The organism is Sphingomonas sp. CFBP 13603 (genome assembly GCF_014892665.1).
In the GTDB taxonomy this organism is placed as follows: domain Bacteria; phylum Pseudomonadota; class Alphaproteobacteria; order Sphingomonadales; family Sphingomonadaceae; genus Sphingomonas.
The window spans coordinates 471,989-496,451 of the sequence record NZ_JADBIA010000002.1 but is presented as its reverse complement, the minus strand read 5'-3'; the positions used below and the strand labels follow the sequence as shown (position 1 = coordinate 496,451).

General features: G+C 67.4%; 19 protein-coding genes. 6 read left to right on the top strand and 13 right to left on the bottom strand.

The features are described 5' to 3' along the window. Positions 1 to 83: 83 nt before the first annotated feature. Together IFR23_RS05105 and IFR23_RS05100 are read right to left on the bottom strand one after the other, a co-directional pair. Positions 84 to 530: a DUF2141 domain-containing protein gene (locus IFR23_RS05105; RefSeq protein ID WP_181321239.1), complete on the bottom strand. Its 447-nt coding sequence runs from the start codon at positions 528 to 530 to the stop codon at positions 84 to 86. 144 nt (positions 531 to 674) lie between these two features. Beyond that, a complete protein-coding gene (locus tag IFR23_RS05100; protein ID WP_192974941.1) occupies positions 675 to 2,021 on the bottom strand; it encodes a lipopolysaccharide biosynthesis protein in 1,347 nt (448 codons plus the stop codon). A 122-nt stretch (positions 2,022 to 2,143) separates the two neighbouring features. On the opposite strand from IFR23_RS05100, the gene asnB reads away from it, so the two are divergent. Beyond that, the gene (gene asnB / locus IFR23_RS05095; protein WP_342344872.1) at positions 2,144 to 4,084 is read left to right on the top strand and encodes an asparagine synthase (glutamine-hydrolyzing); all 1,941 of its coding nucleotides are present in this window, start codon (positions 2,144 to 2,146) and stop codon (positions 4,082 to 4,084) included. 128 nt (positions 4,085 to 4,212) lie between these two features. Here the strand turns inward: asnB and IFR23_RS05090 are convergent, their stop codons facing one another. The 6 genes from IFR23_RS05090 to IFR23_RS05065 form a co-directional block, all read right to left on the bottom strand. Then, entirely contained in the window at positions 4,213 to 5,337 is a 1,125-nt protein-coding gene (locus IFR23_RS05090) for a CDP-alcohol phosphatidyltransferase family protein (RefSeq protein ID WP_192974940.1), read from the bottom strand. Positions 5,338 to 5,489: 152 nt separating this feature from the next. Then, positions 5,490 to 6,602, bottom strand: coding sequence for a hypothetical protein (locus IFR23_RS05085; protein WP_192974939.1), 1,113 nt, complete (start codon positions 6,600 to 6,602; stop codon positions 5,490 to 5,492). Further along, the gene (locus IFR23_RS05080; protein ID WP_192974938.1) at positions 6,599 to 7,315 is read right to left on the bottom strand and encodes a phosphocholine cytidylyltransferase family protein; all 717 of its coding nucleotides are present in this window, start codon (positions 7,313 to 7,315) and stop codon (positions 6,599 to 6,601) included. The genes IFR23_RS05085 and IFR23_RS05080 overlap by 4 nt, the downstream gene beginning before the upstream one ends. A gap of 123 nt (positions 7,316 to 7,438) precedes the next feature. After that, complete coding sequence (locus IFR23_RS05075; RefSeq protein WP_192974937.1) at positions 7,439 to 8,869, bottom strand: efflux transporter outer membrane subunit; 1,431 nt, start codon at positions 8,867 to 8,869, stop codon at positions 7,439 to 7,441. 254 nt (positions 8,870 to 9,123) lie between these two features. Continuing rightward, entirely contained in the window at positions 9,124 to 10,284 is a 1,161-nt protein-coding gene (locus IFR23_RS05070; RefSeq protein ID WP_192974936.1) for an HlyD family secretion protein, read from the bottom strand. Further along, entirely contained in the window at positions 10,281 to 11,939 is a 1,659-nt protein-coding gene (locus tag IFR23_RS05065) for an MFS transporter (protein WP_192974935.1), read from the bottom strand. The genes IFR23_RS05070 and IFR23_RS05065 overlap by 4 nt, the downstream gene beginning before the upstream one ends. Before the next feature lie 273 nt (positions 11,940 to 12,212). Here IFR23_RS05065 and IFR23_RS05060 point away from each other — a divergent pair, with 273 nt between their 5' ends. After that, positions 12,213 to 13,301, top strand: coding sequence for a mechanosensitive ion channel family protein (locus tag IFR23_RS05060; protein WP_342344871.1), 1,089 nt, complete (start codon positions 12,213 to 12,215; stop codon positions 13,299 to 13,301). A gap of 84 nt (positions 13,302 to 13,385) precedes the next feature. Here IFR23_RS05060 and IFR23_RS05055 read toward each other — a convergent pair whose 3' ends face one another. From IFR23_RS05055 to otsB, 3 genes are read right to left on the bottom strand one after another with little or no spacing between them, the layout of a single operon-like run. Continuing rightward, the gene (locus tag IFR23_RS05055) at positions 13,386 to 14,774 is read right to left on the bottom strand and encodes an alpha,alpha-trehalose-phosphate synthase (UDP-forming) (protein ID WP_056060743.1); all 1,389 of its coding nucleotides are present in this window, start codon (positions 14,772 to 14,774) and stop codon (positions 13,386 to 13,388) included. Continuing rightward, positions 14,771 to 16,567: a glycoside hydrolase family 15 protein gene (locus tag IFR23_RS05050; RefSeq protein ID WP_192974934.1), complete on the bottom strand. Its 1,797-nt coding sequence runs from the start codon at positions 16,565 to 16,567 to the stop codon at positions 14,771 to 14,773. The genes IFR23_RS05055 and IFR23_RS05050 overlap by 4 nt, the downstream gene beginning before the upstream one ends. After that, positions 16,564 to 17,343: a trehalose-phosphatase gene (otsB, locus tag IFR23_RS05045; protein WP_244655450.1), complete on the bottom strand. Its 780-nt coding sequence runs from the start codon at positions 17,341 to 17,343 to the stop codon at positions 16,564 to 16,566. The genes IFR23_RS05050 and otsB overlap by 4 nt, the downstream gene beginning before the upstream one ends. A 614-nt stretch (positions 17,344 to 17,957) precedes the next feature. Here otsB and IFR23_RS05040 point away from each other — a divergent pair. The 4 genes from IFR23_RS05040 (at position 17,958) to IFR23_RS05025 (ending at position 22,911) form a co-directional block, all read left to right on the top strand. Continuing rightward, complete coding sequence (locus tag IFR23_RS05040) at positions 17,958 to 19,430, top strand: efflux transporter outer membrane subunit (protein ID WP_192974933.1); 1,473 nt, start codon at positions 17,958 to 17,960, stop codon at positions 19,428 to 19,430. Then, positions 19,430 to 20,812 carry an efflux RND transporter periplasmic adaptor subunit gene (locus tag IFR23_RS05035; protein ID WP_192974932.1) on the top strand — a complete coding sequence of 461 codons (1,383 nt, stop codon included), beginning with the start codon at positions 19,430 to 19,432 and terminating at the stop codon, positions 20,810 to 20,812. Before IFR23_RS05040 ends, IFR23_RS05035 begins: the two co-directional genes overlap by 1 nt. A gap of 70 nt (positions 20,813 to 20,882) precedes the next feature. After that, positions 20,883 to 21,539, top strand: coding sequence for an ABC transporter ATP-binding protein (locus IFR23_RS05030; protein WP_243643425.1), 657 nt, complete (start codon positions 20,883 to 20,885; stop codon positions 21,537 to 21,539). 163 nt (positions 21,540 to 21,702) lie between these two features. Then, on the top strand, positions 21,703 to 22,911 hold the full coding sequence (locus tag IFR23_RS05025) for an ABC transporter permease (protein ID WP_107964077.1): 1,209 nt from the start codon (positions 21,703 to 21,705) through the stop codon (positions 22,909 to 22,911). Here the strand turns inward: IFR23_RS05025 and IFR23_RS05020 are convergent. Further along, a complete protein-coding gene (locus tag IFR23_RS05020) occupies positions 22,886 to 23,503 on the bottom strand; it encodes a nucleotidyltransferase family protein (RefSeq protein ID WP_056060724.1) in 618 nt (205 codons plus the stop codon). The genes IFR23_RS05025 and IFR23_RS05020 overlap by 26 nt on opposite strands. Next, on the bottom strand, positions 23,490 to 24,413 hold the full coding sequence (locus tag IFR23_RS05015; RefSeq protein ID WP_056047398.1) for an XdhC family protein: 924 nt from the start codon (positions 24,411 to 24,413) through the stop codon (positions 23,490 to 23,492). The genes IFR23_RS05020 and IFR23_RS05015 overlap by 14 nt, the downstream gene beginning before the upstream one ends. Positions 24,414 to 24,463: the final 50 nt, after the last annotated feature.

The window sequence follows — 24,463 nt, the reverse complement described above, 5'->3', positions numbered from 1 at the left end:
ACAAACTACCCGTCACGGTCCGTAACCGCTACAAATTTATGTCAGGAAGATTTCGGTTCCGCGTCGGCGGAGACCGGTTCACCCTAACGGCGGTACCGCATCTTCATCCGCACGACTGTCCCCGACGCCGGCAGCGCGACTCGAACAGCCTCGAACGACGGCAACCCGATCGACGTCGGAGCGTCGTTGGAAAAGCCGAACCCCTCCTTGGGGGTGAACAGCGTGCGGTTGAAATTGTGGTCGCTGTTCTCGTCATGATATTGCGCGATCGCGTAATAGCCGGGCTTCAACCAGAAGCACGCGCGGGGCGTCGTCGCAGCAACGCGCACCCGTGCCAGCTTTGCGCCTTTTGCCAAAAACCGCTTCTTGTCGTCGGGATACACCGTGAAGGCGACTTCGCCGACGGCATTGTGCATCGTCGTCGCTTCGAGGACCAACTTTGCATTGCCGTTGCCCGGCGTGCCCTCGCACGTTTCGGCCGCACTGGCCTGAACCGGCGCGACGATACCGACGAGCACAGCGAGGCCCAAGGATAGTGCATATTTCATCGGCGGATAAAGACCTGGAAAAGTGGCGGTAGCGGGGCGCCCCGATGGCATTGTCGACGTGAACGCCGCCTTTATCGTATCCGCGACCCCGTTCGGCGCCTGCCGGCCCAGCAGCCGGCTCAGCTTTCAGCTCAGCGCGCGCGTCATCCGCGCCGCCGCGAACCCGAGCAGGATCGCGACGGCCATCGATCCGACCGCGACTGCCGCGGCAACGCCGGTCGAATCATAGGTCGGCATCAACGCAAAGGCCGTGACGAACAACAGCAGCACGCCGACGGCGCGGATCGCGAACACCGTGCCGGCGCGGTGCAACGCCGTCATCACCGTGTCGAGGCTCACGGTCGCCAGGTCGAAGCAGCCCGCGGCCGCTAGCCACAGGAGCACGGGATAGGCGTGGCCGAAGGACTTGCCGCCGACCAGCTTCAGGATCGGTTCGCCGACCAGCGCAACGATCGCGAGAATGACGAGCGCAGCCGCGCTGCTCGCCAGCATCGTCCGCACCAGTATCCGGCGCAGGCGCGTGGGCTCCGCGGTGCGTACCGCGCGAACGATCTCGGGGAAGGCGGCGCGCGACAGCATCTGCGACAGCTTGGCCAAGGCTTGCGCCAGCTGCGTCGCCAGTCGGAACGCGCCAGCAGCGGCGGGGCCGATCGACGCGCCGACGAGCAGCAACGGGATCTGCTTGCTCGACAAGCCCAAGGTGGCACTGGCGTTGGTGCTGAGCGAAAAGCGGACGATGCCGGGGTTCTCGTCGCGGATCTGTCGCCACGTTCCGCGACCCTTTGCGAGCAGGTCGAGGTCGCCGCTCTTGGCCACCATCAGCCAGTAGGTACCCGCGGTCACGATCTCCGCCACCGCCCAGGCGATCATGAATCCGCGGATCGTCGGTTCGAACAGGATCGCTGCGCCCGCACCGACGAAGCGCATGATCGGCGTCATGCTGTCCGCCACCGCCGACAACGAGAATTTATCGCGCAGGCGGAGGATGCCGAGCGGGGTCGAACGGATCGTGATGAGCTGCACCACCGCGAACATCAACGTGTCGCGCATCAGGTCGGGCGGGATGCCGAAGCTCTCGCTCCACGTCCACAGGATCGCCACGCTGAGCACTGCCCCGAGCAGCGCGCTGCACAGATCGAGAATCCCGGACAGCCGCAGCAACCGCGCCAGCCTTGGGGTGTCGCCGGTCTGGATCGGCTCGACGCCGTATTGGACGATGATCTGCCATGTCTGGAAGCCAACGAACGTCGCCAGCGCCTGTGCGGCCCCACTGATGAGCGCGAACCGGCCGAAATCGACCACGCCCAGTGTGCGCGTCGCGAACCCGAGATAGAACAGCGACAGGATCGCCAGCACGCTGCGGCTGGCGAGCAGCCAGCCGAGATTGCGTGCCGCGGCCCGGAAAATCCCGGTCGTGCCGGCTGGAGCCGGAGTAGGCGCCGGTGCCGGGGGAGGAGCGGGGGCCTGAACCATGCTGTCCGGCCCCTATAACGCGTTAACCCACGCGGCAAGTGCGGGGCGGTACGCAGGTGCTCCGGAATGCCGGAGGTGACAAAGCGGCGGGTGGCTTATAGATCGCGGACGATCGGGCGAGCGTGCCGCCCAGATATCGAGGATACTTCTCTATCTGCGGAATTGCCGGCCTTTATGCGCGAGGTAGCGCTGCCGTCTCGCCCCGCCTCGTCACCGCGCCCCTCATTACCGCGCAGTGCGACGCGATCCTCCACCGCGGCCCCGACGACCAGGGCGTGATGACCGATGGCGACTTCGGCTTCGGGATGCGTCGCCTCAGTATCATCGACATCGAGGGCGGCCACCAGCCGTTCCATTCGCCCGACCATCGCTATGCGCTCGTCTTCAACGGCGAGATCTACAATTTCCGCGAATTGCGGCGCGAGTTGCAGGCGCTGGGGCGCGTGTTCGAGAGCGCGGGCGATACCGAGGTGATCCTCGCCGGCTACGAGCGCTGGGGCGACGACGTCTGGGCGAAACTCGACGGAATGTTCGCGGTCGCGGTGTGGGATACGCACGCCAGACGGCTTACGCTGGCGCGCGATCCGATCGGTATCAAGCCGCTCTATTACACAGACCAGGCCGCCGGGTTCGCGTTCGGCTCCGAACTCAAGACGCTGACGCTGCTGCCGGGCATGGCGTTCGACGTCGATCGCCGCGCGCTCCACGATTATTTCAGCTTCGGCCACGTCCGAACCCCGCGCTCGATCTACGCGCAGGTCCGCACGCTGCCACCGGGCCATGTGATGACCGTCGAGGCGAGCGGCACGCCGACGATGCGCGCCTATTGGACACCCGCCTATCATCCCTCTGAACCCCGGTCCGAGGCGCAGTGGATCGAGCGTTTCCGCGACGAATGGCTTGACACGATCGGCAAGCAGATGGTCGCGGACGTCGATGTCGGCGCGTTCCTGTCGGGCGGTGTGGATTCGTCCGCGGTGGTCGCAGCGATGGCGCAGGTCTCGGATCGGCCCGTGCGCACCTTCACGATCGGCTTCCCCGACCCGCGCTTCGACGAATCACCGCATGCCGAGGCGATCGCGCGGCATCTCGGCTGCCACCACGTCACGCGCACGCTGGAGTTGGCGGACGCGCAGGCGATGCTGCCCGAGGTCCAGCATTGCTATGACGAGCCGTTCGCCGATCCGTCCGCGGTGCCGACCTGGTACGTCAGCCAGATCGCCGCGCAGGAGGTGAAAGTCGCGCTGTCGGGCGATGGCGGCGACGAACTGTTCTTCGGCTACAAGCGCCACGCGACCGAACGCCGGATCGGTGCGCTGCCCGCGCCGTTGCGCAGGCTCGCGCGCGCATTGGATGCAGTGCCGACCTTGCCCTCGCGACATGCGAACGCCGTATTGCAGCGCTGGCGGAAAACCACTGGTAGCGCCGCACTCCCGAACGGTGTCGCACGGTTCTTCGCCAAGACGCAGATCACCAACGAAGCCTTCCGCCGTGAGATATTCTCGGCGGAGTTTATCGCCGAGGAAGAGGGCGGGATCGCCGCGCTGGTCGCGGAATATTTCCCCAATCCCGACGCGATCTCGACCGACACGCTCGATCAGTTCGGGTTGGCGGACCTCGCGCTCAACCTCCCCGGCGCGATGCTGACGAAAGTCGACCGCGCGAGCATGGCGCATTCGCTCGAGGTGCGTGTGCCGATGCTGGGGCAGGGCATGGTCGACCTCGCGCTGTCGATGCCCGCCGACATGAAGCTGCACGGCAAAATCGGCAAATACGTCATCCGCCAGGCGATCGCGCCGTGGTTGCCGGAAGGAATTCTCGACCGCCGCAAACAGGGCTTCCAGATGCCACTGGCCGCATGGTTCGCAGGCGATTTCGGCGCGTATGCGGAGCAGCTCTGGCGCGACAGCGGCGTCCGCGAACAAGGCATCTGGCGCGCCGGCGCGGTCGACAAGGTGTTCGCCGATCACCGTGCGGGGAAACGGGATTACAGCCGCTTCCTGTACGCACTGGCGATCTACTGCCTGTGGTGGATCGGGCGGCCTAAGAGCGTCGTAACCTGAAGTCTTCCACCCCGGCGAAGGCCGGGGCCCAATTGGGGGACGACGGTAACGGAAGTATGCGCCCGGTTACTCCAACCTTTCCAATTGGGCCCCGGCCTCCGCCGGGGTGGTGTGAGTATTTGGCTAGCTCAAGCCAGCCAACTCGTCAGCGTCTCACCCTTCGCCTTGCGAACCATCGCCTGCACCAGCCTTACCAGATGCACCACCAACGAGATCGCAGTCCAAGCCGCCACCCCGATGATCCCCCAGTCCGGCCGCGTCACCAGCAACCCCGCAAACAAGATCACCATGTTCGGATTGCGCCGCGCGGTGATCAGCCGGAACCAGCTGTCGAACCGTTCCCACACATGGATGTGCATCCCGAACCGGACGATGAACGCCCCCTCGATCAGCCGCTGCGCGACATAGCCGAACAGCATCGTCCCGATCACCGCCCAGAACACGCCGTCCTCGAGCGGTCGCCCATACGGCGCACACCCCGCCGCCCAGGCCCACCACCAGAATGGCGGGTGGACCAGGTCGACGCCGTGATCCCACGCATTGCCCAGCTTCGACGAGGTGATCGTGCACCGCGCCAGCTTCCCGTCGACGGTGTCGAGCACCATGAAGAACAGACCCGTAGCCAGCCCGGTCCAGAACCAGCCATACCAGAACGCCACCGTGGCGACGATGCACAGCACCGAACCGAGCGCGGTCACCTGGTTCGGCGTGATCCCGGCGCGCGCGCAGACCCGCGTGATCGCCAGCGCCCATTCGGGCCAGAGATATTTGGTCAGCAGGTCGGTGACGCCCTTGTACGCGCCGACATAGCTCGCCCGCTCGATCGCCGGCACCGCGGCGGGGGTCAGTAGTTCGGCGAACGGGCGTTCGCGCTTGCGCAACGCTTCGTTGAAGATGCCTTCCTCGGCTTCGGCGGCGATCACCGTCAGCCCGGTCACTAGCGGCGCCTCGCCGAGCATCGCCGCCGTCATCCGCGCACGCTCGTCGGCGTCGCGGACATGCGCGAGCACGGGGACGCCGGTGCGAGTCACGACGGTGCCGGCCCGCGTCTTCAGATACGCGATCCACATCGGGTCGAACGCATAGGCGAGATTGGCGAGGATCACCGAGCCGGTGTCGCCGTCGCCATCGGCCGGCAACCCTTGCGCGACGCCGATCCGCCGGATCCGCTCGGCATTGGTCATGCCCCAGAGCAGCGTGTCGTTCGCCCGGACGGTCCGGAGCGCTGGCGTGGGGGCTGTCGAATCTAACATGCCGCACCCGTTACCCGATCTGGTCGTGAAAGCGAGAGGGGGCTCACGGTTGCCGATCGTATCTAGTTCCCCCGCGAAGGCGGGGGCCCAGGATCAAGCAGCGCTGCGGTTGGTACCCTGGACCCCCGCCTCCGCGGGGGAACAGCTGCTTACTAGACCGACGTGGCTTCCAGTAGCCGAAGGACTTCTTCCGCAGCGCGCGCCGCGCCACCCTCGACCGCCCCCAGCGACCGCCCGGCAAACTCCGCCTGAACCGCCGCATACTCCGCATGCCTCAGCGCCGAGCGATCCACCGCCGCCACGACATCCGCAACATCGCCAACCACCTCACCGCAAACCCACATCGCGTAATTCGGATCGCTCTCCCAGGCGACACCCCTCGCGTTGAGAAACACACAAGGCCGCGGCCGCATGAGAAACTCGATCACCTGGCTCGACGTATCGCCGAGATACACGTCCGCCACGCCGGTATAACTGCCGTCGACCATCGCGAACCCGTCGATGTCGCAGTGCACATGCGCCAAGTCCCCGATCTCGCGCATCAAGTCCGCCACCTTGGGCGCGCGCTCGACCAGTCGCTGGTGCGGCGCGAAGATCAGATTGTAGCGCCCGTCCGCGACGATCCGCCGCACGACCTCCGCCCCCCAGCGCCACCACGACGAGCGATGCTGCTGCCAATGCGGCGCATACAGGACGACCGGCCGCGTATCCGCAAACGGCGGCGCGGCGTGCGTCCGGTGCGTGAAGTCGGCCTTCACATAGCCGGTCGCGACGAAACGCTCGGGCGCGAACCCGCGGTCGAGGTACGTCCGCCGCTCCAGTTCGCTCGGCACCAGCGTCAACGCCGCGGCCCGCCGGCGGGGGTCATCGCGCGCGCTCATCGAGCCAACCCCGTGCGAGGTCTTCACGAACTTCGCGCGCATCGGAAACAGCCGCGGCAGCCACAGGCTCGTCTGCTCGGCACACACGACGACCGTCGCGCTGCGCAGATACGGCAGCAGCCGCAGCAGCATCGGCATCTTCGCTGGCAGCACCGGATTACGCCCGCTGCCGTCGTCAGCAACGACGCGATACCCGGGCGCGCGGCGAATGCGAACGGTAGGGAAGGGCGCCGTCCACCGCGCCAGCAACGTCTCGTGCACCGACGTGCTGACCCACAACTCGATCGGCACGTCCGACGCGGCGGCGAGCGCTTCGACGATCGGATAGATATGCGGGATCAGCAGCGTCTCCCCCAGGAACAGGAACGCGACCTTCGGCATCATCGGCCGTGATCGCCTTCCCAGAGCGCGATATCCTCGGGCCGGTCTATCTCCTGCCAGTGCGCGCCGGACGCGATCCGCACCGCCGTCACGCCCGGCCCCTGCGCGACACGCGCGACGACGGCGTGGTGATAGGCGTGGATGCCGTTCTCTTCGCCGATCACCGCGCGCAGCGCCTCGGCATAGGCCGCCCCGCCCTGCGACACGATCAGCCCGAGCGATCGATCCGTCGCCGCGTGACCGACGAGATGCTTGCCGACCGCGATGACCCGGTCGCCCTCGGTCTCGACCAGCATGTCGTCGAGACCGGCATCGACGAGCGGCTCGACCAGCAACGCTACCTCTTCGGTCCCACCCGCCATCGCCGTGCGCAGGATCGCCGGATCGAACACGGTGTCACCGTTCATGAGCGCGAACGGCGCCTCGAGATACGCGCGCGCCGCCCAGACGCTGCCGATGCTGTTGGCAGTCGACCAGAACGGATTGAAGACGAGGTCGGTCGGCAGGCCATAGTCGCGCGCGCCCAGATGCGCCTCGATCTGGTCGATCCGGTAGCCACCGACGATCACCGCGCCGGCAACTCCCGCCGCAGCGACCGCGTCGAGCTGATGGTCAAGGATCGCGCGACCGCCGACCTCGACCAGGCATTTCGGCGTGGTGAGCGTCAACGGCAGCAGCCGCGATCCGTGGCCCGCGGCAAGGATGATGGCCTTCATGGGGTACGGCTCTACGGGCGAAGTGTGGCAGGAAAATGCATCGTAGTTCTCACTCGGAGGCGGGCGCTCAGGACTACGAACGCAGCGCTGCTTGACCCTGCACCCCCGCCTTCGCGGGGAACACTAGCGCCGTACCACCTCGGCGTCCGCGCGCGACCAGCCGCCGCCCATTGCCTGGTACAGCGTCACATACGCCGTCAGCCGATCCGCGCGCGCCTGCACCAACGACAGCTCCGCGGTCAGCAAACCACGTTGCGCATCGAGCTGGTCGATATACGCCGAATATCCGGCGCGGTAGCGGTTCGACGCATTGCGCAGCGCGCCCGCAAGCGCGTCGCGTTGGCCGGCGAGCGCGACTGCCTGCTGCCCCGAGCGCTGGACGCCGGCAAGGCTGTCGTCGACCTCGCGGAACGCTTGCAGCGCTGTCCGGCGATAGGCGAACGCGGCCTGGTCGCGACGCGCGGTGGCCGCGTCGGCTTGTGCCCCCAAGCGCCCGCCGTCGAAAATTGGGCTCAGCACGCTCGCGCCGAGCGAGAACACCGCGATCGGGTTGGCGAGCGCACTCGACAGCACCACGCCGGCCGAGCCAGTGAGCGCAAGGTTCGGCAGCATCGCCGCGCGCGCGCTGTCGAGCGAGCGATCGGTGGCCACCAAAGTCTGCTCGGCCTGATACAGATCGGGGCGGCGGCGGATCAGGTCGGCGGGGAGGCCGTCTGGGATCGCCGGTGCAGCGAGTTGGTCCAGCGTGCGGCCGCGCGCGATAGGGCCGGGGGTGTCGCCAAGCAGCAGGCTGAGCGCGTTCTCCTGCCGGCTGATCGCGAGTTCGGCGGCAGGGACAAGCTGTTCGGTGGCATGATATTCCGCCTCCGACTGCCGCAATTCTAGGTTCGAGGTGTAACCGGTCTCTGCGCGGCGGCGGGCGATGCGCAAGCCTTCCGCGCGGGCCGCCAGCGTCTCGCGCGCGACGGCGAGGCGGAGGTCGAGTGCGCGGAGTGTGATGTAGCCGGTCGCGACGCTGCTCGCGATACCGAGCCTCACCGTGTCGCGCGCGGCTTCGCTGGCGAGCAACTGCGCGCGGGCGGCTTGGCTTGCGAGGCGGAGGCGGCCGAACAGGTCTAGGTCGTAGCTGATCGTCACCGCCGGCTGCGCGCCGATCGCATCGGAGGGCGTGCCGAGCGGGCTGACGGTCTGGCCGGTGGTACTTGGTGCCGAGCCGCTGACGAGCGGCGTCTGCTGCGCGCGGGCAAGCCGTGCGGCGGCGCGGGCTTCGTCGATGCGCGCGGCGGCGGAGCCGAGGTCGGGGCTGTTGGCGAGCGCGCGGGCGACGAGATCGGTGAGGACGGGATCCCCGAACGCGCTCCACCAGTCCGCACGGATCGGTGCCCCGGGGCCAAGCGCGGTGCGCCACGCGGGGGGCGGGGTTACCGCGGTGGTGGCGGGCGCTTCCGGGCGGGGGCCGATACAGGCGGTGGCGAGGAGGGCGAGGGTGAGGGCGGCGGCTCTCGCTGATCCCGCTCCTACCGGATCGTACCACCTGAGCGAAGACGATCGCACAAAACGCTTCCCCCCCGGCGAAAGCCGGGGCCCAATTGGAAAGGTCGGGGTTAGGGGGGACTGCGCTTCGTTACCACCGTTCCCCAATTGGGCCCCGGCCTCCGCCGGGGTAGTGGCCCATTGGGGGATGGGCCTCGCGCCACCTATTACGTGTCCCGCAAAATCGATGTTTCCCTGCGAAGGCGGGGATCCAGACTGGGCTCCCGCCTTCGCGGGAGAACAAGGAACGGGGGGGACGTGCAATTTCGTCCGCATCACCGAACCCCCGGCCCACCGGCCGTATCCACCCGAGCCTGCACCGACATCCCCGGTCGCAACCGTGCGCTCAGCGGCTGCCCCCCATCCACCCGGATCCGCACAGCGATCCGCTGCGGCACCTTGGTGAAGTTCCCCGTCGCATTGTCCGCCTTCAGTACCGCGAACTCCGACCCCGCCGCCGGCGAGATCCGCTCGACATGCCCGGTCAGCCGCGCGTTCGCCAACCCGTCCACCGTGAATGAAGCAGGCTGCCCAATCAGCATCTTGGCGGTCTGCGCTTCCTTGAAGTTCGCGATCACCCACGTCTCCGGCGGCACCAGGAACATAAGCTGCGACCCGGCCGTCACATACTGCCCGAGGCGTACGCCGACCTCACTCAACCGCCCCGTTTCCGGCGCGCGGATCACGGTGTTGGCCAGATCGATCCGCGCAAGCTGTCGCGCCGCCTCCGCGCCCGAGACGCCTGCCTGCTGGCCACCACGCCCGACCTCGACAGTGCGGATATCCTGTCGCGCAATCTCCCGCGCAGCCTTCGCCTGTCGGACCTGTGCCTGTGCCTGGCGCAACGCCGCCAGCGTCTGGTCGCGCTCGCGCAGTGACACCGAGCCGTCGGTCACGAGGTCGTTGACGCGCGCCATGTCGGCCTGCGCGCGCATCAGTTGCGCCTCGGCATTGGCGACCGCGGCGTCCTGTGCTGCGAACGTCGCCTCGCGGCTGGCGGCCGTCTGCCGGCTGTTGGCGAGCGTGGCTGCCTGCGCATCGACCTGCGCCTGCGCCTGGTCGACGCGCTGGCGATAGATGCGGTCGTCGATCTTCACCAGCGGATCGCCCTGCTTCACATCGGCGAAGTCGCGCACGAGCACTTGCGTCACATAGCCGCTGACCTGCGGGCTGATCACCGTCGTCCGGCCGCGCACATACGCGTTGTCGGTCGACTGATAGCTGGTCGCGAACGGCGGCAGGCGCCACGCCGCGAGCACCGCGCACACGCCCGCGATCGCGAGTAGGGCGATGATGATGATGACGTTGCGGCTGGGCGGTTGCGGACGCCATCCGGAGCCGACCGGCGTGACCGGGGCGGCCGGTGCAGCGGCCACCTCCGCCTGTTTCTCTTCGGTCGCCGGCCCCTCGGCCACCGGGCTGCGTGCGTCGCTCATGTCATCCCCTCAAGCCGCGCCCGTCTCTCGCGTCGCGCGCGTCTCGCCAGCAGGAACAGCAGATACCCGAACGTTCCGCCGGCAAGCACCGCGATCAACCGGAAGACGTCGTCATACGCAAGCACGTTCGCCTCCCGCGTCGTGGTTTGCGACAGGATCGCGGCGCCCTCGGCGTTGCGCAGCGTTGGATCGACGATCACCCGGCTGACCGCGGCGCCACCCGCGGCGATGCGCTGCGTGACGATCGGGTCGGTCGGCGAGATCTGCTGGACCAGCGCCACGCTGTTCGCCTTCTCGCGGATCACCTGATAGCTGCCGAGCAGCGCGGTGCCGCCGAGCCCGCCGAGCGAGTTGATGATCCCGAACAGCGCGATGAAGCTGATGATGTGCCCCGCGCCTTCCTTCAGCGCGCGGGTCATGCCGAACAGCAGCGCGGGCCCGAGGAAGAACGTCGCGGAGAAGCCGATGATCGCCTGCGTCACGTACATCTGCGGCGCGCGCGTCAGGCTGGTCGCATAGGAATCGAACCACGCCGCCACCGCGACCAGGCCGATCGCCAGCATGATCGGGTGGCCGAGCCGCTCGACGTCCAGCGTCACCGCACTCGCGATCACGCCGGCGACCGACGCGACGAAGATGATCAGGAAGAACGGCACGAGCTGGTCGTTGTTCTGGCCGAGCACGGTGAGCAGCCCGACCGACGCATAGGTCTGCTCCGACAGCACGATCCGCGCCATGACGATCACGATCGTGAACCGGACGATGTCGGCGCTGCCGAGCCAGCGGGTGTTGAGCAGCGGGTTGGCGCGGTGATGCTCGACGACGATCGCGGCGGCGAACATCGGGATCGCGACGATCAGCGCCCAGCCGATCCACGGCGCGTTGGTCCACCAGACGATCCGCCCGAGCCCGAGCACCGCGGCGAACAGCGCGGTCGATCCGGCGAACAGCACGAACGTCAAGAAGTCGAGCGGCTCGAACGCCTTGCTCCGCGTCGTCGGCGGCAGGCGGAGGGCTGCGACCGCGGCAAGCGACAGCAGCGCCAGCCCGAGTTCGAACAGGTACAAGGTCCGCCACTGCGACATCGCCAGCAGGTCGGGAGAGAACAGCCGTGCGAGCGGCGTCGCGCATTGCGGGATGCCGATGCCAAGCACGACGGCCTTCAACCGCCATTTCGCGGGGAGCGACTGCATCACGTAATAGAGGCACAGGCTGCTCAGTGCCGCGCCCGCCATCCCGCTGATCGCACGCACCGCGATCGCGGTCGCGAAGCCGTGGACGAACAGATGCGCGAGCGTGATCAGCACGTAGAGGATCAGGAAGATCATCGCGAACGGGCGCAGGCCGAACTGCGCGCGGAACTTGATCATCAACAGGTTTATGCTGACGTTGGTCATGACGTAGACCGTCGGCAGCCATGCGATCTCGGCCGGATCGAGCCCGAGCGCGCCCTGGAGCGTGTAGGTGTTGGCGCTGATGAGCGCGTTGCCGAAACCTACCGTCAGGCCGAGCAATATGCCGATCAGTGCATAGGCGATCTGGCGGTGCCGGGGGTGTAGCGGCGAGCCGGGGGAGCCGGGGAGGACGGGGCGTTCGTGTTCGGCGAACTGCCAGTCCTCTTCGCTCAGGAAGTGTCTGATTCTCTGGGCGATCATGGTTGGGCGGTTCTGGCATGATCGGGGCGGGGCGTCATCCAGGAACGCTTTCGACGGTAGGCAACGCGAATCAAATCAGCAGACCACCCCGGCGAAGGCCGGGGCCCAATTGGGGGACGGCTGTAACGATGCGCAGTCCGCCGTTACTGCGACCTTCCCAATTGGGCCCCGGCCTTCGCCGGGGTGGTGACTGTCCGGTGGTCAATCCTAGTCTAATGAGCAAAATGCTGCACTGCAGCGGAACTCGCGCGCCCACCCAACCGTTGCGCTAACATGCGCATGTTCAGATCGCTCCACATACCCCCCGAATGGGTCTGGCTGGAGAGCGTCGCCGTCGTTTCGGCGGCCGTCCTCGTCGCGCTGGTCGCGCACTGGCTGACGATGCGGATCGGCGGCCATGCCCAGCGACGCTCCACCGCCAAGACCGACGGTCTCGTCCTAGCCCGCGTTCGCCGCCCGTTGCGCGCGGTGTTCGTCTCGGTCGCGGTCGCGTTCGTCGCGCGGATCCTGCCGATGGACAACGACATCGAGGATCTGTGGAAGCAGTTGCTCGGTTTCCTCGTCCCCGCGCTGCTCGGCTGGCTCGCGGTCGCGGCGCTGCGCGCGTTCCAGGACGTCATCGAGATTCGCGCCGACATCTCGGTCGAGGACAATCTCCGCGCCCGCCGCAAGCGCACGCGGGCCGCGATCCTCGGGCGGATAGGCACGTTCTTCATCATCTTCGTCAGCGTCTGCCTGATGCTGTTGAGCGTCCCCGGTATCCGCTCGATCGGCGTCACGTTGATGGCGTCGGCGGGTATCGCCGGCCTCGTCGTCGGTGCGGCGGCCCAGCCTGCGCTCAAGAACCTGATCGCCGGCGTGCAGATGGCGTTCACCGAGCCGATCCGGATCGACGACGTGCTGATCGTCGACGGCGAATGGGGGCGGGTCGAGCAGATCAACCTGACCTTCGTGGTCATCAAGATCTGGGATGAGCGACGCCTCGTCGTGCCGGTGTCGAAGTTTCTCGAACAGAGCTTCCAGAACTGGACGCGCGAGACGAGCCAGCTGATGGGCTCGGTGTTCTGGTACCTCGACCCGTCGGCGGATGTGCCCAGGCTGCGGGAGAAACTGGGCGAGATCGTTACCTCGAACCCACGCTGGGACAAGCGGTTCTACAACCTCCAGGTGACCGACGTGAAGACGGACTGCATCGAACTGCGCGGGCTGATGACCGCCAAGGACGCCGCGATCGCGTTCGATCTGCGCTGTGATGTGCGGGAAGCGTTGCTGAAGTACATCCGCGAGGAAATGCCCGAAGCCATCCCGCGCAACCGCCTGCTGATGGCGCCTGACCTTTCCACACACGCCCCGTCATCCTGACGAAAGTCAGGACCCAGAGCCAAAACCATAGCGCTCGTGACCCTGGGTCCTGACTTTCGTCAGGATGACGAAGGAGGCTGGGACCTACGCCTCGACGTGCTCCGGCACTGCCTCCAGCGCGGTAATAAACAACTCGCACCACCACATCACGTCCTCCTTGCGGACGTTATCGATCAGCTTCTCCCAGCGGGCCTTCCGCTCGGCCAGCGGCATCTTCAGCGCCCGGTCGATCGCGTCGGACATCTCCTCGGGGCTGTACGGATTGACCAGCACCGCGTCCTTCAACTGTGTCGCCGCGCCCGCGAAGTGCGACAGCACCAGCACGCCCGGATCCTCGGGGTCCTGCGCCGCGACATATTCCTTCGCGACGAGGTTCATCCCGTCGCGCAACGGCGTCACCAGCCCGACCCGGGCGGCGCGATAAATCCCCGCCAGCACATCGCGCGGAAAGCCCTGGTTGACGTAGCGGATCGGCGTCCAGTCGATGTCCGAATATTCGCCGTTGATCCGCCCCGACATTGAATCGAGGTTCGCGCGAATCTCCTGGTAGGTATCCACCTTCTCGCGCGAAGGCGGCGCGATCTGGAGCATGTAGACCAGCCCGCGCCGATCCGGATGCGACCCGAGGAACCGCTCGTAGCCCGCGAACCGCTCGGCGAGACCCTTCGAATAATCGAGCCGGTCGACCCCGACGATCAGGCTGCGGCCGGTCGCGGACATGTACATCCGCTCCTTGGCATGCCGCGCCGCGTCGCTGTTCGCCGACTTCTCGAAGTCCGCGGTCTCGATCCCGATCGGCGTCGTGATCGCCTTGATCGTACGGTCGCCGACCGTCACCCAGCCATCCTCGCCGACCACGCCGTCGAGCTGGCTCGTCACGTAATGCAGGAAGCTGTCGAGCCAGTCCTGCGTCTGGAAGCCGATCACGTCGTATGCGAACATCGATTCGACCAGCGCACGGTGGCTCGGCAGCGACAGCAGCATCGCCATCGGCGGCCACGGGATGTGGAGGAAGAACCCGATCTTGTTCTCGACGCCGAGCTTGCGCAGTTCCTGCCCGAGCGGAACGTGGTGGTAATCATGGACCCACACCAGATCCTCGGGCTCGATCAACGGTAGCACCGTCTCCGCGAACCGCTTGTTCACCCGCGCATAGCCGCTGGAGAAATCGCGTTCGAACTCGGTCAAGTCGATCCGGTAGTGGAACAGCGGCCACAGCGTGCGGTTCGCATAGCCGTTGTAATATTCGTCGAAATCCTGCTCTTCGAGGTCGATCGTCGCGGTGGTGACGCCCTTGCCCTGCTGGAAATTGATGTGCCCGGTGAAGGTCTCGGTGGTCGACCCCGACCAGCCGAACCACACGCCGCCCTTTTCGCGGAGTGCAGCGAGCAACGCGACCGCGAGGCCACCCTGGTTGCCCGAAGGCGCATCGACCGACTGGACGCGGTTCGAGATGACGACGAGGCGGCTCATCGGACGGCACTCCACGGCTTGCTGAGCAGGACCGCGCAATTGATCAGCCCCACCAGCGAATAGGTTTGCGGATAATTGCCCCACAGCTCGCCGGTGTTCGGGTCGATATCCTCCGACAGCAGCCCGGCCGGCGTCCGCCGCGCAACCATCTCGCAGAACAGCGCGCGCGCGTCGGCAGTGCGGCCGGTCGCGTGCAGCGCCTCGATCAGCCAGAAGGTGCAGACGTTGAACGCGGTGTGCGGCAGGCCGAAATCATCCTCGGTCGCATAGCGCAGCATGTGGCTGCCGCGCCGCAGACCCTCCTCGACCGCCTTCAGCGTCGACTGGAACCGCGGATCGTCGGGCGCGAAGAAGCGCAGGTCGAGCAGCTGGATCAGGCTCGCGTCGAGATCGTCGCCACCGAACGTCGCCGAGATACGCTGCGTATCCTCGCGCCACGCCGATTGCTCGATCACGTTGCGGATCGTGTTCGCGCGCTCTTCCCAGAACGTCCGGCGATCCTCAAGCCCGAGAACCTCCGCCGCATTGGCAAGCCGATCGCACGCTGCCCAGCACATCGCCGCCGAATAGGTGTGGACGTGCGCCTTGGTGCGCAGCTCCCACAGTCCCGCGTCGGGCTTGTCGTAGGTCTCCCATGCGCGATCGCCGACCAGTTCGAGGCTCTTGAAGTCCTCCTCGCTCGACATCCGGAACAGCCGCTTGTCGAAGAACGCCTGGACGTCGGACAGGATGATCTGGCCGTACGCGTCGTGCTGGATCTGCTCGTACGCCTGGTTGCCGACGCGGACCGGGCCCATCCCGCGATAGCCGGGCAGGTCGCTTTCGATCCGCTCGATCAGGGTCGCCTCGCCGCCGACCCCGTAGAGCGGCTGGACATGGCCACCCTTCGACGCATCGACGATGTTGCGCAGATATTCGAGATACCCTTCGAGCACGTCGAGCGCACCCAGCCGGTTGAGCGCCTGCACGGTATAATAGGCGTCGCGGATCCAGCAGTAGCGATAGTCCCAGTTGCGCTCCGACCCCTCATGCTCGGGGATCGAGGTGGTGAGCGCGGCGACGATCGCGCCGGTCTCCTCATGCTGGCACAGCTTGAGCGTGATCGCCGCGCGGATGACGACGTCCTGCCACTCGACTGGCGTCGCCAGCCCGCGAACCCAGTGCCGCCACTCGTCCTTGGTCCGCGACAGCATCGCTTCGGCCGCCTCGTGCAGCACGCCCGCGAAGCTCTCGTCGGGTCCGAGGAACAGGTGCATCTGGCGTTCGAGCCGGAACCAGTTCTCGCCGACGATATGCCCGACCGGCGCATCGGTGGTCAGCCGCAGCGTCTGGTCGTCCATCAGGAAGCGGATGTGGTTCGAACCCTGCGTGTGCTCGGTCGGCTTTCCCCAGTTCGTCGCGACCCGCATCCTAACGCGAATGCGCGGCGAGCCCGCGACCGGCTTGACGATCCGGACGAAGCTGGTCGGGCGATAGGTCCGCCCCTCGCGCACGAAGCGCGGGCAGAAATCGATCACCTCGACCGCGTTGCCGGCCTCGTCCTCGTGGCGCGTGACCAGGATCGGCGTGTTGCGGATATAGGCCTGCGTGGTTTTCGCGCCGCCCTCGAGTTCGATCGCCCAGAACCCGGTCTTGGGCGCATCGCCGCCAAGCAGCGCGCAGAACGCCGGATCGCCGTCGACGCGGGGCACGCAGCCCCAGACGAACGTGCCGGTCTTGTCGATCAGCGCGGAGACCTGGCAATTGCCGATCGGCCACAGGTTCATGTCGGCTTTGTGGGTAGGTGCGGTCATCGTGTTTCCAACGTGGGTGTTTCCAATATGGCAGCAATCCAGTCGCGAAGTGCGGCAACGTCGTTCAGGCGGTAGGTGGCGGCGGTAGGCCGTTGCTCACCGATCAGCACGCCCGCCCCGCCAAGGTCGCGTGCGGCCTCGAACCCGTCCTCGTCGGTGACGTCGTCGCCGAAGAAATACGGCACGCTGCCCGCCATCGCCGGCGCCGCGATCAGGTTGCGGAGCGCCGCACCCTTGTCGCCAGGCGTGCGCAGCTCGACCATCATCTTGCCGCGCTGGAGCGTAAGGCCGTGGGTGACGGCGAGGTCTTCGGCGAGGCGAACCGCGGCGGGTTCGAAGTCCGGCGCCATCCGATAGTGCAACCCGGCGCCAAGGCTCTTGGCCTCGTAGACGAGCCCGTTGGCGTCGGCGAAGTCGCGGAACGCACCGGCGGCGGCTTCGAGCGAGGCGGGGCGTTCGGCCGCGACATGGCCGTCCTCGGGCGTGCGCGTCTCGGCGCCGTGGCTGCCCGCGACCGCGAACAGGTGCGCGTGGCGCCCAAGCATCGCGTCGAGCTGCGCGATCGAACGACCGCTGATGATCGCGACGCGACCGGGGAACCGCTCGGCAAGCGTATCGAGCGTATCGAGCAGGATCTGGCTCACCACGACCGCATCCGGCGTCGCGGCGAGATCAACGAGCGTCCCGTCGAAATCGAAGAAAAGGCTCACGGCGTCGGGCACGGCAAGAGGCGGCGCGAGGACATCAGTCGCGGGCTGGCGTTCGGCTAGCATCATCCCTGAACCCCTAGCGCCACCGCTCCGTTCCGCTGCACTGCAAAATTGGAACGGGTGCGGTTCGATTTTTTGGGGTGGGGGAGGGGGCGGTGGGCTTGATTAGCGCGACCACCCTTCCTGTTCTCCCGCGAACGCGGGAGCCCAGGATCCAGCAGCGCAGCGCCCGTAACCCTGGCCCCCCGCCTCCGCAGGGGAACAAGAAAGAGGCGGACCCTGATTTTCCCATCGCATCCTACCACCCCGGCGAAGGCCGGGGCCCAGTTGGGGGACGGCAATGAAGCATGTTGCGCGATATCACCTCAGACGTTCCAACTGGGCCCCGGCCTCCGCCGGGGAGGTGCTAAAGGATGCACATCTCACTCCATTTCAGGCCTGCAAACCTTGTTTCCCCGCGAAGGCGGGGACCCAGACTGGGCTCCCGCCTTCGCGGGAGAACAAGTAGCGGGGGGTGGCCCACGCTAAACAGCGCACACACATCCCATCGGGATAGCAGCCGAGCAAGTCCGCGGCGCCGGCGCTAGATGAAGCCACCCCCTCCAATCCACCCCACCTGCGACACCTCGCGACACAAAACCGCTGGACTAGCCCCAGCCGCGTGGTCATGCCTGCCGCCCATGTCCCGCGTCCGCGTCCTTCTCTTCGCACCCGTCTCCGCGGGCGTCCTGCTAGCCGGCTGCACCGTCGGCCCGGACTACCACCCCAAGGCCGCCGCTGAGCTCGGCGTTCCCGACGCATACTCAGTCACGCCCGAGACCAAGCCCGAAGACCTCACCCGCTGGTGGCAGAAGTTCGACGACCCCGTCCTCGGCCAGCTCGTCGAGCAGGCCGCCGCCGCCAACCTCGACATCGCACAGTCGGTAGCCCGCCTCCGCCAGGCCCGCGAAAGCCTGCTCCAGAACCGCGCCTCGCTGCTCCCGACGGTCAATGGCTCGGCCGGGTATCAGCGCAACGAGAACGTCCGCGGCGGCGGGCGCTCGTTCACGCTGCCCGACGGCACCGTCGTCGACACCGGCGGCGGCGGCGCGAACAGCTTCACGCTCGGCGCTAGCGCCAGCTATCAGGTCGGCGTGTTCGGCGAGATCCGTCGCACCGTCGAGGCGAGCCGCGCCGATTACGCCGCGTCCGGCTACGACTACGCCACCGTGCTCATTTCTGTCGAAAGCGAGGTGGCGCGCAATTACGTCCTCGCCCGCTCGTACCAGCAACAGCTCGCCAACGCCCGCGCCTCGCTCACGATCCAGGACGACAACCTCGAGATCGCCGGTTTCCGCGTCCAGGCCGGGCTCGTCTCCAGCGTCGACGCCGAACAGGCTCGCGCCCAGCGCGCACAGACCGCCGCGACGATTCCCAGCCTAGACCAGCAATATGCCGCCGCCGTCGCGCGGATCGGCGTGCTGACCGCGCAGGCGCCCGGCGCGCTCCGGGCGATGATGGCGCCCGCGAAGGCGATCCCGACCGGCCCCGCCGCGGTCGGCGTCGGCATCCCCGCCGACACGCTGCGCCAGCGTCCCGACATCCGCTCCGCCGAACGCGCGCTCGCTGCCGCCACCGCGCGGATCGGCGTGGCCAAGGCGCAGCTCTACCCCGCGCTCGCGATCACCGGCAATCTCAACACCAACGCGACCTCGATCGGCAATATCGGCGACGCGATCACCGGCAGCCTGTTCGCCGGGCTGACGCAGGCGATCTTCAACGGCGGGCGGTTGCGAAGCCAGGTCCGCACCAGCGAAGCCGCCGCCGACGGCGCGCTCGCGCTCTACAAATCGACCGTCCTCACCGCGCTGGAGGATGTCGAGAACGCCGTCGTCGCGCTGCAGACCGCGCAGGAACGCGAGCGCCAGTTCGCGATCGCACTCGACGCCTCGAACAATTCCGCGATCCTCAGCCGCAGCCAGTACCGCACCGGGCTCACCGATTTCACCACGCTCAACCAGCAGGAATCCGCGCTCCTGTCCGCGCGCAACGGCGCCACGCAGGCGCGCGCAGACGCCGCCACCGCGTTGATCGCACTCTATGCCGCACTCGGCGGCGGCTGGGACTCCACCGTGATCCCTGAAGCGCCCATATCCAATCCAGAGGCACGCTGATGGCCGACGCATCGATCGACGACTTCCTCGGCGTGAAGCCGCAGGCCCCCTGGAAACGCTACGTAAAGTGGGTCGTGATCGCGGTCGGCGTGGTCCTACTGTGCCTGTTGCTCGCGAAGTGCTTCGGCGCGAAGGAGCAGACGCAATATTCGACGCAGGCCGCGCAGCGCGGCAACCTGACCGTCAGCGTCTCGGCAACCGGCAAGCTCGCCCCGACCACGCAGGTCACGGTCGGTTCGCAGCTATCGGGTCTCGTCACGAAGGTCGTCGTCGACGTCAACGACCGCGTGACCGCAGGGCAGCCGCTCGCGCTGATCGATCCCGAACAGCTCGACGACCAGATCCGCCAGACCAGCGCGCAGCTCGCGGCGAACCAGGCGCAGGTCGCGCAGGCTCAGGCCACCGTCGCCGAATCGCGCGCACAGCTGAACCGCCTCGAAGAGGTCTCGCGCCTCTCGGGTGGTCGCGTGCCGTCGAAGACCGAGCTCCAGACCGGCCGCGCCGATTACGCACGCGCGGTCGCGGCGCAGAAGGTCGCCGAAGCCAACGTCGTCGCCAGCCGCGCGCTCCTCGCGCAGAACCAGACGCAGCGCGCGCGCGCGATCATCCGCTCGCCGGTGACGGGGGTGGTGCTCGCGCGCCAGATCGATCCCGGCCAGACCGTCGCCTCGTCGTTCAACACCCCGACGCTGTTCGTGATCGCCGAAGATCTCACCAAGATGAAGCTCGAGGTCGCGATCGACGAAGCCGACGTCGGCGAGGTCAAGATCGGCCAGAAGGCGAGCTTCACGGTCGACGCGTTCCCCGGCCAGACCTTCCCCGCGACGATCAGCCGCGTCGATCTCGGGTCGAACCTGACCGTCAGCTCGGCCACCTCGTCGACCTCGACCACCGCGACCTCGACCACCGGGCAGGTCGTCTCGTACGCCGCCGACCTGACGGTGGGTAATCAGTCGCTGACGCTGCGCCCCGGCATGACCGCGACCGCGGACATCGTCACCTCCGACAAGCGCAACGTCCTGCTCGTCCCCAACGCCGCGTTGCGCTTCAAGCCGACCGCGGCGTCCGGCGATGCAGGCGGCGGCATCGCCGGCTCGCTGACCTTCCGTCCGCGCCGTGGCGGGGGTGCGGAGCGCACTGCGACGGTCGCTCGCGGCGCGCAGCAGACGATCTACGTCAAGGGCGCGGACGGCACGCCGCAGCCGGTGCAGATCACCACCGGCGACACCAACGGCACGATGACCGAAGTCCTGTCGGGCAATCTCCAGCCCGGCGCGCAGGTCATCACCGGCCAGTTGGCGAGCGGCGGCGACGACGCCAAGCGCAGTGGCGGCTCACGTCGCGCAGGGAGCGCGAGCAAGGGTGGGGGCGGTGGCCAGTAACGCACCGCTCACCGCCGAACCGCTCATCACCCTGCGCGGCGTCACCAAGACGTACGGGCAGGGCGCGACGATGTTCCAGGCGCTCAAGGGCGTCGACCTCGACATCGCGGCGGGCGATTTCGTCGCGGTGATGGGGCCGTCGGGGTCGGGCAAGTCGACGACGATGAACATCCTCGGGTGCCTCGACGTGCCGAGCGACGGCACCTTCCTGTTCCGCGGCCATCACGTCGAGACGCTCGACCGCGACCAGCGCGCGCTGCTCCGGCGGAAATATCTCGGCTTCGTGTTCCAGGGCTTCAACCTGCTCAGCCGCACGTCCGCGCTGGAGAATGTCGAACTCCCCTTGCTCTACCGCGGCGACGAAAAGCGCGCGCGCCGGGATGCCGCGATGGCGAGTCTCGACACGGTCGGCCTCGCTGACTGGTGGGACCACACCCCCGCCGAACTCTCCGGCGGCCAGCAACAGCGCGTCGCGATCGCCCGCGCGCTGGTGACCAGCCCCGACGTGCTGCTCGCCGACGAACCGACCGGCAATCTCGACAGCGAACGCTCGGTGGAGATCATGCAACTCCTCACGCGGTTGAACGCGGAGAAGAACATCACGGTCCTGATGGTCACGCACGAACCCGACATGGCCGCGTTCGCGCGCACCGTAGTCCACTTCAAGGACGGCCTGGTAGAACGCATCGAAAGCCAGCACCGCCAAGGCGAAAGCGTGGAATCGTGAGCGCGTCCCAAAACGCATTCCCCTCCCGCTTGCGGGAGGGGTCAGGGGAGGGCGCGACGTACGTACTGGCGTCCGGTCTATTTGGTCAGTCCCTCCCCCGACCCCTCCCGCAAGCGGAAGGGGAGCAGCAAGACTGCGCTCTCGATACCGGAGCGACGCGATAATGTTCGGAACCACCCTCGTCCTCGCGCTCCGCTCGATCCGCCGCCACCTCCTGCGATCGTTCCTCACCATCCTCGGCATCGTCATCGGCGTCGGTGCGGTCGTGACGATGGTCACGCTCGGCAAGGCGACCACCGCCGCGGTGCAGCAGTCGATCTCCGCACTGGGCACCAACATCCTGCAAATCCGTCCCGGCCAGGGCTTCGGCCGCGGCGGCGGGGGCCCGCGTCCGCCCGACTTCAAGCCCGAGGACGTCGACGCGATCGCCAACCAGATCGCCGGCGTCACCGCGGTCGCGCCGCAGGCTCAAGCCACCGCCACCGCGATCTACGAGGGCGCCAACTGGTCGACCACGATAAACGGCACCACCTCGGCCTATTTTCAGGTCCAGCCCTGGCCGCTCGATTCGGGCCGCCTCTTCTCACCGATCGAGGAAGCCGCGGGGAAGGCCGTCTGCATCATCGGCAACACGGTCCGCACCAACCTCTTCCGCGGGGGAGACGCGGTCGGCCTGCGGATGCGGATCGGCGCGATCAGTTGCGACGTGATCGGTGTCCTCTCGACTCGTGGCCAGGCCGGCTTCGGCGGCGATCAGGACGATGTCGTCATCATGCCGATCAAGGCGGTCCAGCGCCGCTTCACCGGCAGCCGGGACATCCGCCTGATACTCGTCGGCGTGGATCAGAAATTCTCGACCTCGACGGTACAGGCCTCGATCACCGACCTGCTGCGTGAGCGCCGCACGATCACCGCGGGCAAGGAAGACGACTTCAACATCTTCGACACCAAGCAGATTTCCGACACGCTGACCGGCACGACGACCCTGCTCACCGGCATCGTCGCCGCGGTCGCCGGGATCAGCCTGGTGGTCGGCGGGATCGGCATCATGAACATCATGCTGGTGTCGGTGACCGAGCGCACGCGCGAGATCGGCATACGCCTCGCGATCGGCGCGGTCGCGCGCGAGGTGCTGTTGCAGTTCCTCGTCGAGGCGATCGCGTTGTCCTGCCTCGGCGGCGTCATCGGCCTGATCGTCGCGCAGGCCGCGATCGCGATCATCGCGCCGCTGATCAAGGTTCAGTGGCTGTTCGTGCCGGAGATCAACATCTTCGCCTTCGCGATCTCCGCGGTGATCGGCGTCGTCTTCGGCTATTTCCCGGCACGGCGCGCGGCGGCGATGAACCCTATCGACGCGTTAAGGCACGAGTGATCGCCGCCTTGGGATCGTGGACCAGCGCCTGCAGCCGGTCCAGATCCTCGGGCGTATCGATGTCGATCAGTTCGGCGGGCGCGGTCACGACGTGCCGCCCCGCCTTCACCAGGTCACGCGCACCCGCATCGCCGTCCAGCGTCAGCAGGAAATCGAACCGCTCGCGCCCGAACAGGGCAGGGGGGCTCGGCTTCTCGCCATCGCTCGACGCGACCACCGCGTCCGCGCTGTCGGCCGCATCGAGCATCCGGTAGATATGCGCCGCGGTCACGCGCGGCATGTCTGCGAGCGCGATCAGCACCGCCTCCGCGCCCTCGTCCTTCGCGCACTGCACGCCGAGCTTCACCGACTGCGACATCCCCGACGACGGATCGTCGTTATGCACCACCTCGAAATGATGGCTGATGAAGTCGAGCTTGCAGCCGTCGGTGACCACCAGCCGCCGCTTGAACGGAATGTTCTCGAACGCGGTGACGACGTGCATCCCCAGCGGCTTGTTGAGGAACGGCACCTCGAGCTTGTTGGGGATGCCGAACCGCTCCGAGCGGCCCGCCGCGAGGAGGATGAGGAAGACGTTTTCAGCGGCGATCATTGAACGCTCCTATCATCGCCGCCGCGACCGACAGCGCGATTTCCGATGGTCCAATCGCGCCGATGTCGAGCCCGACCGGCGCATCGATCCGGTCGATGTTCTCTGCCGTAACGCCCTCCGAGGCAAGCCGCTCGCGCCGCGCCGCATGGCTCTTGCGGCTGCCGAGCGCACCGACATACGCGGCATCGGACGCGAGCGCCGCGATCAGCGCGGGGTCGTCGATCTTGATGTCGTGGCTCAGCGTCACGACCGCGGTCGACGGACCGGGACGGAGCGCGGCGATCGCCTCGTCGGGCCAGCGATCGTCGAGCGTCACGCCCGGAAACCGCTCCTCGGTCAGGAAGCGCGCGCGCGGATCGATCACCACCGTCTCGATCCCGAGTTCGCGCGCGAGCCCGGCCAAGGCCTGCGCGATCTGCACCGCGCCGACGATCAGCAGCCGGCGCGGCGGATCGTAGCGGTTGACGAACACCTCGCCGGTTTCCAGCGGCCGCGCGTCGCTGTGCCCGGTCGCGAGGTCGGTCGTCACGGTCAGCGCATCGCCGTGATCGCGCGCATCGGCGATCCGATCGAACAGCTCGGGATCGAACCCCTCGGCCGACACCGGCTGCACCATCACCGCGATCTCGCCGCCGCACGGCAGCCCGACTTCCCACGCCGCCGCATCCGCGACGCCGTAGTTGCGGACCTGGAACGGCGCCCCGGCGATCACCTCGGCAGCGGTGGCGAGGATGTCGCTCTCGACGCACCCGCCGGACACCGATCCCTCGAACCGCCCATCGGCATGGACGAGCATATGGCTGCCCTTGGGCCGTGGCGCCGAGCCCCAGGTCGAGACGACCGTGGCGATCGCCATCTTCTCGCCCTTCCAGGTCTTCGCAGCAGCGAGCACGCTATCGTTTTCGGCCATGTCTCGTTCTCTTTCTAATCCTCCCCGCACGCGGGGAGGGGGACCAGCGC